Annotated in this window: 10 protein-coding genes; 1 reads left to right on the top strand and 9 read right to left on the bottom strand. The window is 48.2% G+C overall.

What is annotated here, in order from left to right; all coding sequences use genetic code 11:
- Positions 1 to 47: 47 nt before the first annotated feature.
- Positions 48 to 3,344: a DNA polymerase III subunit alpha gene (dnaE, locus tag LHUE1_RS12130; protein WP_049169771.1), complete on the bottom strand. Its 3,297-nt coding sequence runs from the start codon at positions 3,342 to 3,344 to the stop codon at positions 48 to 50.
- A gap of 95 nt (positions 3,345 to 3,439) precedes the next feature.
- Here dnaE and LHUE1_RS12125 point away from each other — a divergent pair, with 95 nt between their 5' ends.
- The gene (locus LHUE1_RS12125; protein WP_010488470.1) at positions 3,440 to 3,634 is read left to right on the top strand and encodes a YjzD family protein; all 195 of its coding nucleotides are present in this window, start codon (positions 3,440 to 3,442) and stop codon (positions 3,632 to 3,634) included.
- A gap of 182 nt (positions 3,635 to 3,816) precedes the next feature.
- On the opposite strand, the gene LHUE1_RS12120 is transcribed toward LHUE1_RS12125, so the two are convergent.
- The 8 genes from LHUE1_RS12120 to rnz all read right to left on the bottom strand — a co-directional run bounded on the left by LHUE1_RS12120 (position 3,817) and on the right by rnz (position 12,655).
- On the bottom strand, positions 3,817 to 4,677 hold the full coding sequence (locus LHUE1_RS12120) for a hypothetical protein (RefSeq protein WP_049169770.1): 861 nt from the start codon (positions 4,675 to 4,677) through the stop codon (positions 3,817 to 3,819).
- A gap of 91 nt (positions 4,678 to 4,768) precedes the next feature.
- A complete protein-coding gene (locus LHUE1_RS12115; RefSeq protein WP_049169769.1) occupies positions 4,769 to 6,322 on the bottom strand; it encodes a bifunctional metallophosphatase/5'-nucleotidase in 1,554 nt (517 codons plus the stop codon).
- Entirely contained in the window at positions 6,319 to 6,873 is a 555-nt protein-coding gene (locus LHUE1_RS12110) for a DUF1836 domain-containing protein (protein WP_049169768.1), read from the bottom strand. The genes LHUE1_RS12115 and LHUE1_RS12110 overlap by 4 nt, the downstream gene beginning before the upstream one ends.
- 456 nt (positions 6,874 to 7,329) lie before the next feature.
- Positions 7,330 to 7,521, bottom strand: coding sequence for a 50S ribosomal protein L32 (rpmF, locus tag LHUE1_RS12105; protein ID WP_005686472.1), 192 nt, complete (start codon positions 7,519 to 7,521; stop codon positions 7,330 to 7,332).
- 206 nt (positions 7,522 to 7,727) lie between these two features.
- Entirely contained in the window at positions 7,728 to 10,334 is a 2,607-nt protein-coding gene (gene clpB / locus LHUE1_RS12100) for an ATP-dependent chaperone ClpB (RefSeq protein WP_217774548.1), read from the bottom strand.
- Positions 10,335 to 10,459: 125 nt separating this feature from the next.
- Entirely contained in the window at positions 10,460 to 10,786 is a 327-nt protein-coding gene (locus tag LHUE1_RS12095; RefSeq protein WP_010488491.1) for a LapA family protein, read from the bottom strand.
- A gap of 13 nt (positions 10,787 to 10,799) precedes the next feature.
- Positions 10,800 to 11,585: an SDR family NAD(P)-dependent oxidoreductase gene (locus tag LHUE1_RS12090; protein WP_049169844.1), complete on the bottom strand. Its 786-nt coding sequence runs from the start codon at positions 11,583 to 11,585 to the stop codon at positions 10,800 to 10,802.
- Between the two features lie 110 nt (positions 11,586 to 11,695).
- The gene (rnz, locus tag LHUE1_RS12085) at positions 11,696 to 12,655 is read right to left on the bottom strand and encodes a ribonuclease Z (protein ID WP_049169766.1); all 960 of its coding nucleotides are present in this window, start codon (positions 12,653 to 12,655) and stop codon (positions 11,696 to 11,698) included.
- Positions 12,656 to 12,800: the final 145 nt, after the last annotated feature.

The raw sequence follows: 12,800 nt of genomic DNA, 5'->3' as shown, positions 1-12,800 counted from the left end.
TTTTCTGAAACAAAGTCCTTGAAAATGAGAACATTTTTCAATTTTCTCTAGGACTCCTGCCGCGTTCTTAGGACCACATTGTTGGCGCCGAACTGTGACTTCAGGGCTTCTACCAATGTTGTATCAGCCTTGACCCAGTAACGCTTGTCTAACAAAATACTTTCACGAGTAGCAGTGTCCACAGTGATAACAGGTGTTGTTCCATGAGCGGCTTGCAATTTTTTCAGTAAATCGGTTCGCAAAGCTGTATCCTTCGCGTCCAGCCGAATGAATAATTCGGCACTTGGCAGGCTAGCTAATAACGGTTGTGCATCCTGAATCCGATTTACCACCAGCTGCAAATCATCATGACGCTTTTCCACGCGCCCGTTCACGAATACCACCATATCCGTGGTTAAGTCTTCGATCGTCGGATACAGGTTCGGAAAAACTGTCAGTGACACATTGCCGGTTGCATCCTGGCCGTCCACAAAGGCCATCGGTTTACCTGTTTTCGTCCGAATTCGTTTGATATGCCGCACCAGCAGCAAAATGTTCACCGTCTGCCCTTCCTCCAGATCGCTGACGCTCACCAAGGTATATTGGGTTTTCAACGGCGCATATTTATCAACCGGATGTCCGGATAGATAAACCCCAAGAACCTCCGCTTCGGCTTCAAGCCGCTCACTGGCGGACATTTCCGGCACTTTGATTGTTTTAGGCGCCAACATCGAAAAGAGCCCGACGTCGTTGCCTGCCAATTTAACAGAATTAATCAACTCGTCCAGATTGGCTAGCGTTTGCGCCCGATTCGCATCAAACGTATCAAATGCCCCGGCAAGAATCAATGATTTAAAGTTGTCAGCTTTTAACCACTTGGGATCCAATCGTTGTAAAAGATCGCGTAAGTTTTTAAACGGGCCATTTTGACGGGCGGTAAAAATGGCTTCGCTAAAGTCGCGGCGCATCCCTTTGACGGACAACAGGCCAAAACGAATTTTTCCTTGGCTTAATTTAAAACCGCCATTGCTGGCATTAATATCAGGGCCTAGCAAACCGACTTTCCGGGCCTTGGCTTCTTGAACGTAGGTACGCAGTTTTGGCAGATTGTTCATGCTGGCATTCATCAAGGCGGCAAAAAACGCTGCCGGATAATGAACTTTTAAATAAGCCAGCCAAAAGGCAACCTTACTATACGCAACAGCATGTGAACGGTTGAAGCCATAATTTGCAAACCGATCAATGTAGGCGTAAACGGTTTTGGCTGTTTCTTCAGGAAAGCCTTGCTTAACGGCACCTTCGATAAACTTGTCCTGCTCTGCCGCCAGCACTGCGGACTTTTTCTTGCTCATCGCTCGTCGTAACAAGTCCGCTTCGCCAAGACTGAAGCCGCCCATAACGTTGGCAACCTGCATGACCTGCTCCTGATAAACGAGCACGCCATAGGTCGGCTTGAGGATTTCGGTCAGCGCCGGATCTGGGTAAGCGATCGGCTCCTGGCCGTTTTTGCGAGCAATGAAAGTGTCGATGTTTTCCATTGGCCCGGGTCGATACAAGGCATTAACCGCAACGACGTCTTCAAATGCAGTCGGGTGCAATTTTCGCAAGACATTTTTGATGCCAGACGACTCGAACTGGAAAACCCCATTGGTATCGCCTCGCGCAAACAAGTTTAACGTCGGTTTGTCGTCCAGCGGAATGGTCTTGGGATCAAACGGCTTGCCGGTATCCCGCGCCACAAAATGGCTGGCAGCAGCCAAAATGTTAAGGTTCTTCAGTCCCAGAAAATCCATTTTCAACAAGCCTAACGCTTCAACGTCATCCTTGGGGACCTGGGTTTGTTCGAGTCCGTCACCACTGGGCTGCAAGGCCACGGTATCGGTTAATGGCTCTTCTGACAGCACGATACCCGCCGCATGCGTGGAGTAATGCCGCGGCAGCCCTTCTAAAGCCAGTGCGGTCTGAAAAAGCATCCGGTTTTTGGGTGAGTCGGCAACCAAATTCTTGAGCGGCTGGCTTTGCTCATAAGCTGTCTTCAAATCAATGTGAAACAAATTAGGGATTGCCTTACTCCATGTGTTACTTTCAAACTGACTTAAGCCAAATACCCGCGCAACATCACGAATCGCCTGCTTGGCCCCGAATGTTCCAAAAGTAATGATCTGAGCCATGTGATTCTCGCCATACTTGTCGTGCACATACTGAATTAACTCGCCGCGGCGGTTGTCTGGAATATCCAGATCAATATCCGGCATCTGCGCCCGTGCCGGATTCAAAAATCGTTCGAACAGCAGATTATATTCAATCGGATCGACTTCGGTAATGGCCAGCGCATAACTCACTAACGAGCCAGCCGCCGAGCCACGTCCGGCGCCGGTCATGATGTTCACCTTGTGCGCATAATTCATCACATCCCAAACCACCAGAAAATAATCGGCAAAGCCCATTTCGATAATGACATGCAGCTCATATTGCAAACGTTTCTGGTAGGCTTCTGGAATCGGCTGGCCATGAAAACGAGCGTCAAGACCGGATTTAGCCAGTTTGGTCAAATAATCTTTCGACGGTATCTGATCCGGCGTCTGGTAATGCGGCAGCTGAGGCTGTTTAAAGTCAATGGTGACATCGGCACGGGCAGCAATGTCAGCGGTATGATCCACCGCTGTCTGTAGCCCAGCCGCTGCAAACGGTGCAGCAGCGTCTGTTGGCGGTTTTAACCAAGCTTCACCGGCATCGGTTAAAACCGGATCACGAAAGTTTAATTGGCTGCCTTCATCAATGGCAACCATGACTTTTTGCGTAAAGGCATCGGTTGGGTCACGATAAAGAACATTGCCCAATGCCAGCGGTTCAAGCTGGTGCGCTGCGATAAACGCCGGAATAGCACTGTCAAGATGCGCCTCATCCACACCGACATAAACCGACGCCGGCTGCTTGGCTTTTAAAGCCGTTAAAAACGCCATTGCCTGCTCATCGTGATGCGTCGTAACAGCCTCCGCAAATGGCGAATCCGGCAGCGCAATGGCGGCCAACCCAGTCAGCGGTAATAAATCAGCAAACTTAACCGGTGTCTTCGCCAGCATGATTTGCGTCGATAATTTCAAGAGTTGGTGATAGCCCGTATTGTTTTCGGCAATGACTAACAAGCGGGCATCGTCAATATCAATCTGCATGCCTAGCAACGGCTTTAGCCCTGCAGCTTTTGCCTGGCGATAAAACTCGACCAGACCGTAAACCACATTGGTGTCGGTTAAGGCAATGGCCGTGTAACCCCTTGTTTTGGCTGCCTGAATCAAATCAGGCAGTGCCAATGGGCTGTGTAATAGGGTATAATTGCTATGAACCTGTAATTGGGTAAACGTCATCTTGCCACCTCACCCCTATTATACTGAAAATTGTCACAATTTCAGTTGATTTCATCAAGAGTCGTGGTAAGATGACGACAGAAAAGAGGGATTTCATGCGGTATCTACCTACCATCGTCTGGGGCCTGATCCTCGGCCAAGTTGTCGGCTTCCTGGTCGGCGCCTTGAGCGGCAGCAGTTACGATCCTAAAACAAGCGCGATCGTTAGTGTTATTTTCATCGTGATTTTATTTTTCTTCCCGCCGGTTATGCAGCACTTTGCCAAGTCAGCAGGAAAACCAGAACATTAAACTACAACGTGCCAATTGAACACGCTTGACAGATCAGTATCCCAAAAAAGCACCTGGAGACGGCCTTCGTATTGGCTGCCCTCAGGTGCTATTTTCATGATCTCTAAATTTCGATGTTCAGTTGGGCCCCAAACTACATGATCAGTGCGCGTGGAACCAGCCATTCAACAATTTTGGTTGAACTACTTTGTGACGTAAAGGTACAAAGCGGTGGTTGAATAGCCAACGTCAAAATGCACACCGTTGCTCTTAATCGTACTAATCGTTGTGGCGTTGTTCTTAGATTTGGCATCTTTTGTCAGTTTCTTGAAGTGAGAGAAAACGGTTTTGGCATTGGCACCGACCGCCGTACTGAGGAGCCCGAAATCAGTTGCGAAGGCCTGCATCTTCTTGCTGTCCTTGAGAACCGCTAACGGCACAATAACAGCAAAGCCCATTGCCTTGCCATGCGCAACACTCGCGCGATAATTGATATCAGCGGTTTTTAAGATGGACTGAATGCCAGTTTTGGCCGTTGTAGGCAATTGATTTGCCTTTGTATTGGCCGTTGCCTGAGCCATCAGCGTTTTAAGTGCCTGTGCCTGTTGTGCAGCTGCCATTTTTTCTGCAGGGGTCATGCCAGCCGCATTTTTTTGGAGCGCAGCCGCTGCTGCCTGCCCTTGTTTCAGTTTAGCTTGATCAGCTTTTGAAAGACTCGATACTGCCAGCATCTGATTGAATTTAGTTGCAATATCGGCGTAATTCCCCAATGACTTGCCTGCTTTAACAGTAACATTAGTTTTGAGTGAACCCGCCTTGAGGTTAACCTTCTGTGCCTTATCGGTGATCGGTACATCGATGACAAACGTGCCACTGTTAACCGGCACGCTTCCTTTGCCAGCGTCACTGGTGTAACTGACGCGTTTGACGCCACTGGCATTGCCCTTGACCGTTGCAACTAGCCCATCACGGCCGTAAGTTGTTTTTGTGGTGCTTAATTGCTGTCCGCAGCCTACCAGCAATAATGCCAATAGACCAATCAGACCGTATTTCCAAAACTTCATGACGGAACATTCCCTTCACTTGATCTCAATTAATGACGTCCATCAGCATAAGCGTTCACTGGGCACTTGACAAGCAAAATATGACTCAGTGTCACATTGACGGCAAGACGGTGAAATTATGATCTGCCACTGCTTCTAAAGTCGGATGAACCTTCAAATAATCAGCAATCAATTCGGTCATATCTTTTTGATTTTCGCGAATAATCTTTTCCGGTCCAAACATAGCAAAATTACCACCACCGGCTGCCCGGTATTGGTTGACGGCAACATCATAAGTTTGCGCTGCTATCACTGGTTGCCCATGGTACGTCAGTTTGGTCACGCGTTGACCGACTGGCTGGCGAATATCCAACGTATAATCGATGCCCTGATACATATCATAATTATAATGTTGCGGCTTAGGACGCTCGAATCGCGGTGTCACTGTCAACTGACCATCAGCAGTCAATGAAAAGTAGGTCGCACATTGTTCTAATGCGGCTTTAAGATCCGCACCCGTCAAGCGCAAGACAGCCAGTGTATTAGGATAGATATAGTTGGTCACGACATCGCGCATCGTAATGGTCGCACCAAAACCGCGGCCTTCGTTATTAAACAAGGCGGTGCCGGAAATGTCGGCGCCGGTACTGGCCATTTGTACTCGCTGAATAAACTCGATATAAGGGGTTTCATGCACCCGCGCCGCAAACGGATCCCGAATCCGCATGTCACCTTGGACTTTTGCCAATGGCTGATCAAGCCAAGTCTCGACAACTTGATTGAGCGGCTTGGCAACGTCCACAATGGCTTCGCTGGCAGCCGAAGCACCGGCTTTAACCAAAACCGCTTTGCTATCGGTCACCTGATAACCAGTTGCAGTTGGGGTCAGGGTTAAAGTGATTTTACCGACTGCTTCGCCGCGATAGCCTGGTTGCGTAATCGGAACGCCGTTAACAGTTGCGGCCAACTGGCGATGTTGATGGCCCGTAATCAACGCATCGATTCCAGGAATCTGCGTCAACGCATAACCCACATTTTCACCAGTTAAGCGTTCGGTAGGCTGCCCGGTTCTTAAATCCCGCTCAAAACCGCCATGATAGGCCACAATGACAACATCTGCCTGCTGTCGTAAACGCGGCACATAATACTTCGCCGTCGTGATTACATCCTGAAATTGAAGCCCGGCAATATTTTTAGGTGCCTCCCAGTGCGGGATATAGGAAGTTGTCAAGCCAAGAACAGCAATTTTGACCCCGTCCCGTTCAAAAATTTGATAAGGAGCACCAAAAGTGGGTTTACCATCACGGGTAATATTCGCATTCAACGTTGGATAATTCAGCGTTGCCAACGCTTGCCGTAAATAGTCGGCACCATAGTTAAACTCATGGTTGCCGATGATGCCCGCATCATAACCAACCGCGTTGTAAATTTGTGTAAGCTGCTCCGGCTGGCGACTAATCTTGGCGACATAATACGCTAATGGCGAGCCTTGCAGCCAATCGCCATTTTCAATCGTCAAAACCGGACCTGGGGCAGCAGCTTTTTGCGCATCCAAAATCGTTTTGGCTTTGGTAAGGGAGAAAGGCAGGTCCTGCTGGCGTTTAACATAATTAGTCGGCAGAACAAAACCATGGGTATCGCTGGTTGACAATATCGTGAGTTTCATGCCTTTTTCCCTTCCTTCGGCGCCGGTTCTTCTTCAAGTTCCAGCATTTTTTCAACCATGAGCTTTTGCAAAACCGCATTAATCGCTAATGTCACCACTGCATGCTGAGTCGCCGTGGTGTCTGGTTTATTAACCCGGTTAATGGTCAAGGCATCATTAAAATCTGAGTTTGCCTGCTCAATGGCACTGACAAATGTAAGGATAAAGGTGTCATACGCTTGAGCGACTGGCCGACCTTCTTTGGCAAAGCGGATCCCCTTGGCAATCATGTCCAATGCAAAAACCGGTTTCAACATCGCAATCACTAAAATATTCGCCAATTGTTCTGGGCGATATTTTTTCTTGATTGGCGCCTTAATCACCCCTTTTTTGACATAATTGTTCACCATGGTCGATGTGATCTCACCAAAACCAAGCGGTGATACAATGTCATTCACATATTGAATAACCTGATCCATGTAAAGATCAAATTGGGGTAAATCGGCCCAGCGCGGAAACTGTGCTTCTTGAAGTTGTCGCAGGTAGTCAGCAAATTTTTTGTTATCAGCCATATTGCACCTCGTTTTAGCTACATTATATCATGACAGTTAGTTTTGATAACCAAATGTTCACTGGTTCAATAGTTGAATATCTACTATGCTATTTGTCCTGTATTTATTTAATTTCTAAAGATCTGATTATTTATAGGGTGCTATCTATGCATGTGTTTTTTCGGTTCTTGCGTTTGGTTACGCGATCACCGGCGCAGAAGCCTGTGTGTAAGGGCCTCAGACCTAAATGGCCAAAATAACGTTAACGGGAAGCAATGTTCTATTGTGGGCAAATGTGTCGTCGACTTTCGCTTTCTATAACGCGCTCACCGGCGCAGAAGCCTGCACATAAGGACCTCGCACCTAAATGGCCAAAGACCAGCCATTTAGGGCGAGGTCACTTATGCTCCGGCTTCCAACCGCGCCGGTTCGCGCTCAACAAAAAAGCCAACACCGATGATGTGTGTTGGCTTTTTGTTATGCATTTGCGTTATCGTCAGACTTCTTGACCACTTGTGCACCCTTGTAATAACCCTTAGGTGAAACGTGGTGGGAAACGCGGTATTCGCCGGTTGCTGCATCGAATTGCAAGTTAGGCACATTCAACTTAATGTGACCGCGGCGCATACGCTTCTTGGTCTTTGACGTTCTGCGTGCTGGAACTGCCATGAGCGGAAAACCCCTTTTTTAGTAAGATTTCTAAACTACTTTATACGGTCGATGATCAAAATGCAAGTCCGATCATCATCACGCGTGGACAGAAACTTGTTCTGTCACAGCAACGCTAATCATACATGAAAAGCGGCGTCAAGGCAAGGGTCTTTACAGAATAATTCAGTTGTTTGTCTTTACAGAATAATTCAGTTGTTACAAGCTTACGCCTTGGCTGCGACCTGCTTTGCTTTAAATTGCAACTGATCGTCGACAACAGTGATCACGACTTCCTGACCGGGTTCAATGGTGCCGCGAATGAGCTCTTTGGCCAATGGTGTTTCAACGGCGCTGGTAATCAAACGTTGCAGCGGCCGAGCGCCAAATGCCGGATCGTAGCCCTTGTCTGCCAGCCAGGTCTGGGCTTCTGGCGTAATATCCAAAGTGATCTGCTGATCGGCCAACCGGGTTCCCAACTGATGCAAATCTTTAACGGCAATTTGTTTAACATCATCCAGTGAGAGTGGATGGAACATGATAATGTCATCAATTCGGTTCAAAAATTCCGGTTTGAAGGCCTTGTTGACCAATTGACGTACTTGATCCTTTGCCTGCTGACTGACGGTGCCATCAGCCTGAACCCCATCCAAAAGGTACTCCGAACCCAGATTCGAGGTCATAATGATAATCGTGTTCTTAAAATCAACCGTCCGGCCTTGCCCATCCGTTAAGCGTCCGTCATCTAACACCTGCAATAAGATATTGAAAACATCCGGATTGGCTTTTTCGATTTCGTCCAGCAACACAATCGTATATGGATTACGCCGGACCGCTTCTGTCAATTGCCCGCCTTGTTCATAGCCGACATAACCCGGCGCGGCACCAACCAACCTTGAAACACTGGCTTTTTCCATATACTCTGACATATCAATGCGGACCATGTGCTTTTCCGAATCAAATAAATCCTCAGCCAACGCTTTGGCAAGTTCGGTCTTCCCGACACCTGTGGGCCCCAGGAAAAGGAAACTGCCCAGCGGACGGCTTGGGTCTTGTAACCCGGCACGCGAACGCAAAACCGCATCGGAAACTGCGGTGACTGCTTCATTCTGGCCAATAACGCGTTTGTGTAAATTATCTGCCAGATGCAGCAACTTTTGGCGATCACCTTCAACCAGTTTAGCAATTGGAATGCCGGTTTCCCTTGAAATCACTGCCGCAATTTCATTTTCAGTCACACTTTCCTGCACTAACCAGGACTGGGGCCGATCGTTGTTTTCCATAGCTTGCAACTCTTTTTCAAGTTGGGGGATCGTGCCGTGTTGTAGGCGGGCCGCGGTTTCTAGATCATAACGGCTTTGGGCATCTTCTAGTTCATGCTTAGCCTTGTCAATCGCCGACTTTTTCTCGTTGAGCTGCCGGATATCTTTCTTTTCTGCTTCCCACTGCGCCTTTAACTTATTGGTTTTTTCCTTCAAGTTAGCCAGTTCGGCATCAGCGTTCTCTAGGCGCTTCTTACTTGCCGGATCACTTTCATTCTTCAACGCCTGCTGTTCGATTTCCAATTGCATCTGTTTGCGTTCAGCAACGTCCAGTTCGGTTGGGCGGGAGTTCATTTCGACATTGATCGTTGCGCACGCTTCGTCGACTAAATCGATCGCCTTATCCGGTAAGAACCGATCCGTGATATACCGGTTCGACAAGGTTGCGGCTGCCACGAGCGCCGAGTCATGAATTCGTACCTTGTGGAAAATTTCAAATCGTTCCTTCAAGCCGCGCAGAATGCTGATCGTGTCTTCGACGCTTGGTTCCTGTACCAGAACCCGCTGAAAACGCCGCTCCAAGGCTTTGTCTTTTTCAATGTTTTCGCGATACTCATCAAGCGTTGTAGCCCCGATCAGATGCAACTCACCACGCGCCAGCATCGGCTTAAGCAAGTTGCCAGCATCCATGGAACCCTCAGCGCGACCGGCACCGACAATGTTATGAATTTCGTCAATAAAAAGAATGATTTGACCTTCACTTTTTTTGACTTCTTTCAAAACCGACTTTAACCGTTCTTCGAATTCCCCACGGTATTTGGCACCTGCTACCAGACTGCCCATATCCAAGGAAATAATCGTTTTATTTTTTAAATTGTCCGGCACATCGTTTTTAACAATCCGTTGGGCCAAGCCCTCAACGATCGCGGTTTTCCCGACCCCCGGTTCGCCAATCAAAACCGGATTGTTCTTGGTTTTACGACTCAGGATTCGGATCACATCGCGGATTTCCTCATCCCTACCGATGATCGGGTCCATTTTTCCGCTACGAGCCTCTTTGACGAGGTCAGTACCGTATTTCTCCAGACTCTTGTAGTTGGCTTCGGCATTCTTGCTAGTCACTTTTTCCCCGCCACGGATCTTATCGATCACCTGACGCAACTTTTTGGCATCGACTTTAGCATCGTTGAGTAAGTACTGGGTAATCGTGTTATAGCGTTGCTGATAAAGCGCAAGTAACAGTGCCTCGGTTGAAATGTAAGTGTCACCGAACTCATCTTTAACGGTGTTGGCGTCTGTCAGTAATTGGGCCAGGTTTTGGGACATACTCTGGCCATAAGTACTGGCGCCTTCCACGACTGGCTCAGCTTCAAGGGCCGCATCAATGGCTGCATTCAGTCCTTGAACATTCACGCCGGCTTCACGATAAATCTGCTCAGCCAACTGATTAGGTTGGACTAGACTTTTCATGACATGCGGAATGTCAATTTCTTGATGATGCCGCACTTGGGCAATTTGCTGCGCAGCGCCTAAAGCCTCGGCAACTGCTTGGGTAAAATTATCTGGATTCATCCACGTATCCCTCCATAACCGTTCATTAACTGTTTATTGTTTTCAAATCCACTTTACGATATTGGTCAGTAAAGGTCAAACATTATCGAATAAAAAACGCGAATCGCATCATCCGCGTTTTGTCGTTATTTTTTCGTTGAATCAACTGGCTCTTCCTTAGGTGCCTGAACCGGTTTAGGTGCTGGCTTTTCGGCTTTGTTTGCCTTCGTCAATTCAGTGATGCGCTGCTGCAATTCACGAATCTGTTTTTTGGCATTGGCAACGGCACTGGTTGAAATGAGCCAAGTGACCACCGCGCCGATTAACACAGAAACCGCAATGATCACGATCAATGGCCACTCCAACTGAATCCCAAAAAAGTTAACCGAAACGCCTTGACCATTTAGCAACGCAAAAATAATTAAAATTAATGCAAGTACCAATCCGATAATAAATCGCTGTTGACCCTTCATTCAAGCCACCCCTTTATTTTTTGTTCAGCAAACCGCCTGCTAACCAATCGCCGATATGTGGAAATAAAGTATACAGGTCAGCACCCAGATTCATCAACCGAGGTGTATTGATTTCCCGTACCGGATGGTTAAATGTTGCAACAATTCGCCGCGCCAGTTTATCGGGATCCAATACCAGCCAAGAAACGCTGGCCAAGTAGTCCAATGCGCCGGCCGATTTGAAGAAGTCGGTTGCAATCGGTCCCGGGTTAACGGTTGTCACATTGACCCCAAATGGCTTCAATTCCAGTCGCAGTCCGTTACTATAACCCACCACTGCAAACTTTGTCGCCGAATAAATAGCTGACTTGGGTGTGGCAATTTTACCAGCCATCGATGAGACATTGATGATGTGTCCCTGACCACGAATCGCCATGTCGCGTCCCAGCAGCTTGGTTAAGTACATGGTTCCCAAAACATTCACGCGAAACATGCGTTCAACCAAGTGCATATCCGTGTCAAATGCATTCTCAAAATGACCAAAACCGGCTGCGTTGACTAACACATCGACAGATCCGACGGTGGCATGAATGCGCTCAACGACGGCTTCAATAGCGACAGGATCAGCCACATCAACCGGAAAAGCAAACGCTGGCCGACCAGAAAGTGAACTTGCCTCTGCTTGAGCCTGACGCAACTTGTCACGTCTACGGGCTAGGAAAACCACCGTTGCCCCTTTTTTGGCGGCTTCCAACCCAATTGCTTTACCCAATCCGGCTGATCCGCCAGAAATAACTACTGTTAGGTGTTGTTTCACGATGCTGCTCCCTCCTTGTACGCTTTGCTGTTCCAATCACGCTTAAGCCACTGTCACTTCAAGCTTGCACTGCTTTTCAGCCAATCACCATTGTCGCTTGCTGACAAAACCGGTTATTGAACGGATCCCGCCGACGTCAACTGGGGACTGGCAAACGGAATATTAACTTCTTCAAAATCCTTCACCACGTGGGTATTGGGAAAAATACGCTGGGCACTTTTTTCTAACATCGCAACGCCGGGGCCAAGATACCGCGCAGAAATGTGATTCAGCAACAACTTGCCGACACCGGCGCGCTTGGCTAACTCGGCAGCCTGAATATTGGTTGAATGATAGTACTGTTTGGCTAACTGGCTTTCGTCCGGGCCAAAAGTACTCTCGTGAACCAGAACATCTGCACCAGCTGCTAGTGGCAACGCGCGACTGCATTTTCTGGTGTCGCCAAAAATAGTCACAATCCGGCCCGGTTGTGCTGGCCCGATAAAATCATTACCGTCAAACGTCCGGCCATCGGGCAACGTCACCTGTTTACCTGCCTTTAACTCGGCATAAACCGGTCCAGACGGAATTTTAGAGGCCCGGACCTTATCAATCAGCAACTCACCCGGATGTGGCTTTTCCTCAACCCGAAACCCAAAACTGGTGATGCGATGGTCAAGTCGGTCGAAACTGACTTTAAAGGTCTGATCTTCAAAAACCGTTCCCGGATGCCGCAGCAACACAAACTTTAAGGCATAACTCAAATGACTCTGGGAAACCTTCAGACTGGTTCTAACAAAATCCTCAATGCCAGGCGGCCCGTAAATCGTGAGCGGATCAGTGCCGCCTTGGTTAGCGCGACTCGCCAAAAACCCCGGTAACCCGAAAATGTGGTCGCCATGCAAATGGGTGATGAACACCTTGGCAATCTTTCGCGGTTTAATCGTGGTCTGCAGAATCTGATGCTGGGTGCCTTCGCCAACATCAAATAGCCAAACCTCATTGCGTTCGTCAAGCAGCTTTAAAGCCAGACTGCTGACATTGCGAACTTTGGAAGGCGAACCGGCGCCTGTACCCAAAAATTGAATTTCCATACCATACTTCCTATTCTGTCAAACTTCACTTTGTAGTCTACCACAAGTCCTGCAGAATTATCCTTGTTTGATCGCGGATAACGCTGCTTAGCTTTGGCAAAGCGGCGCACAGGCAAAAGAAAGTTCCGATAAGAACGATTGGCTT

It is taken from the genome of Lacticaseibacillus huelsenbergensis, assembly GCF_029726355.1.
In the GTDB taxonomy this organism is placed as follows: Bacteria; Bacillota; Bacilli; order Lactobacillales; family Lactobacillaceae; genus Lacticaseibacillus; species Lacticaseibacillus casei.
Note: the sequence above shows the minus strand (reverse complement) of the source record. Positions and strands in the feature narration are given on the sequence as shown.

What these genes read in the sequence shown, in the direction of transcription:
- LHUE1_RS12115 (WP_049169769.1), bottom strand. Translation starts at nt 6,322, where the DNA reads ATGAAACTCACGATATTGTCAACCAGCGATACCCATGGTTTTGTTCTG.
- clpB (WP_217774548.1), bottom strand. Translation starts at nt 10,334, where the DNA reads ATGAATCCAGATAATTTTACCCAAGCAGTTGCCGAGGCTTTAGGCGCT.
- LHUE1_RS12120 (WP_049169770.1), bottom strand. Translation starts at nt 4,677, where the DNA reads ATGAAGTTTTGGAAATACGGTCTGATTGGTCTATTGGCATTATTGCTG.
- LHUE1_RS12110 (WP_049169768.1), bottom strand. Translation starts at nt 6,873, where the DNA reads ATGGCTGATAACAAAAAATTTGCTGACTACCTGCGACAACTTCAAGAA.
- dnaE (WP_049169771.1), bottom strand. Translation starts at nt 3,344, where the DNA reads ATGACGTTTACCCAATTACAGGTTCATAGCAATTATACCCTATTACAC.
- rnz (WP_049169766.1), bottom strand. Translation starts at nt 12,655, where the DNA reads ATGGAAATTCAATTTTTGGGTACAGGCGCCGGTTCGCCTTCCAAAGTT.
- LHUE1_RS12125 (WP_010488470.1), top strand. Translation starts at nt 3,440, where the DNA reads ATGCGGTATCTACCTACCATCGTCTGGGGCCTGATCCTCGGCCAAGTT.
- rpmF (WP_005686472.1), bottom strand. Translation starts at nt 7,521, where the DNA reads ATGGCAGTTCCAGCACGCAGAACGTCAAAGACCAAGAAGCGTATGCGC.
- LHUE1_RS12095 (WP_010488491.1), bottom strand. Translation starts at nt 10,786, where the DNA reads ATGAAGGGTCAACAGCGATTTATTATCGGATTGGTACTTGCATTAATT.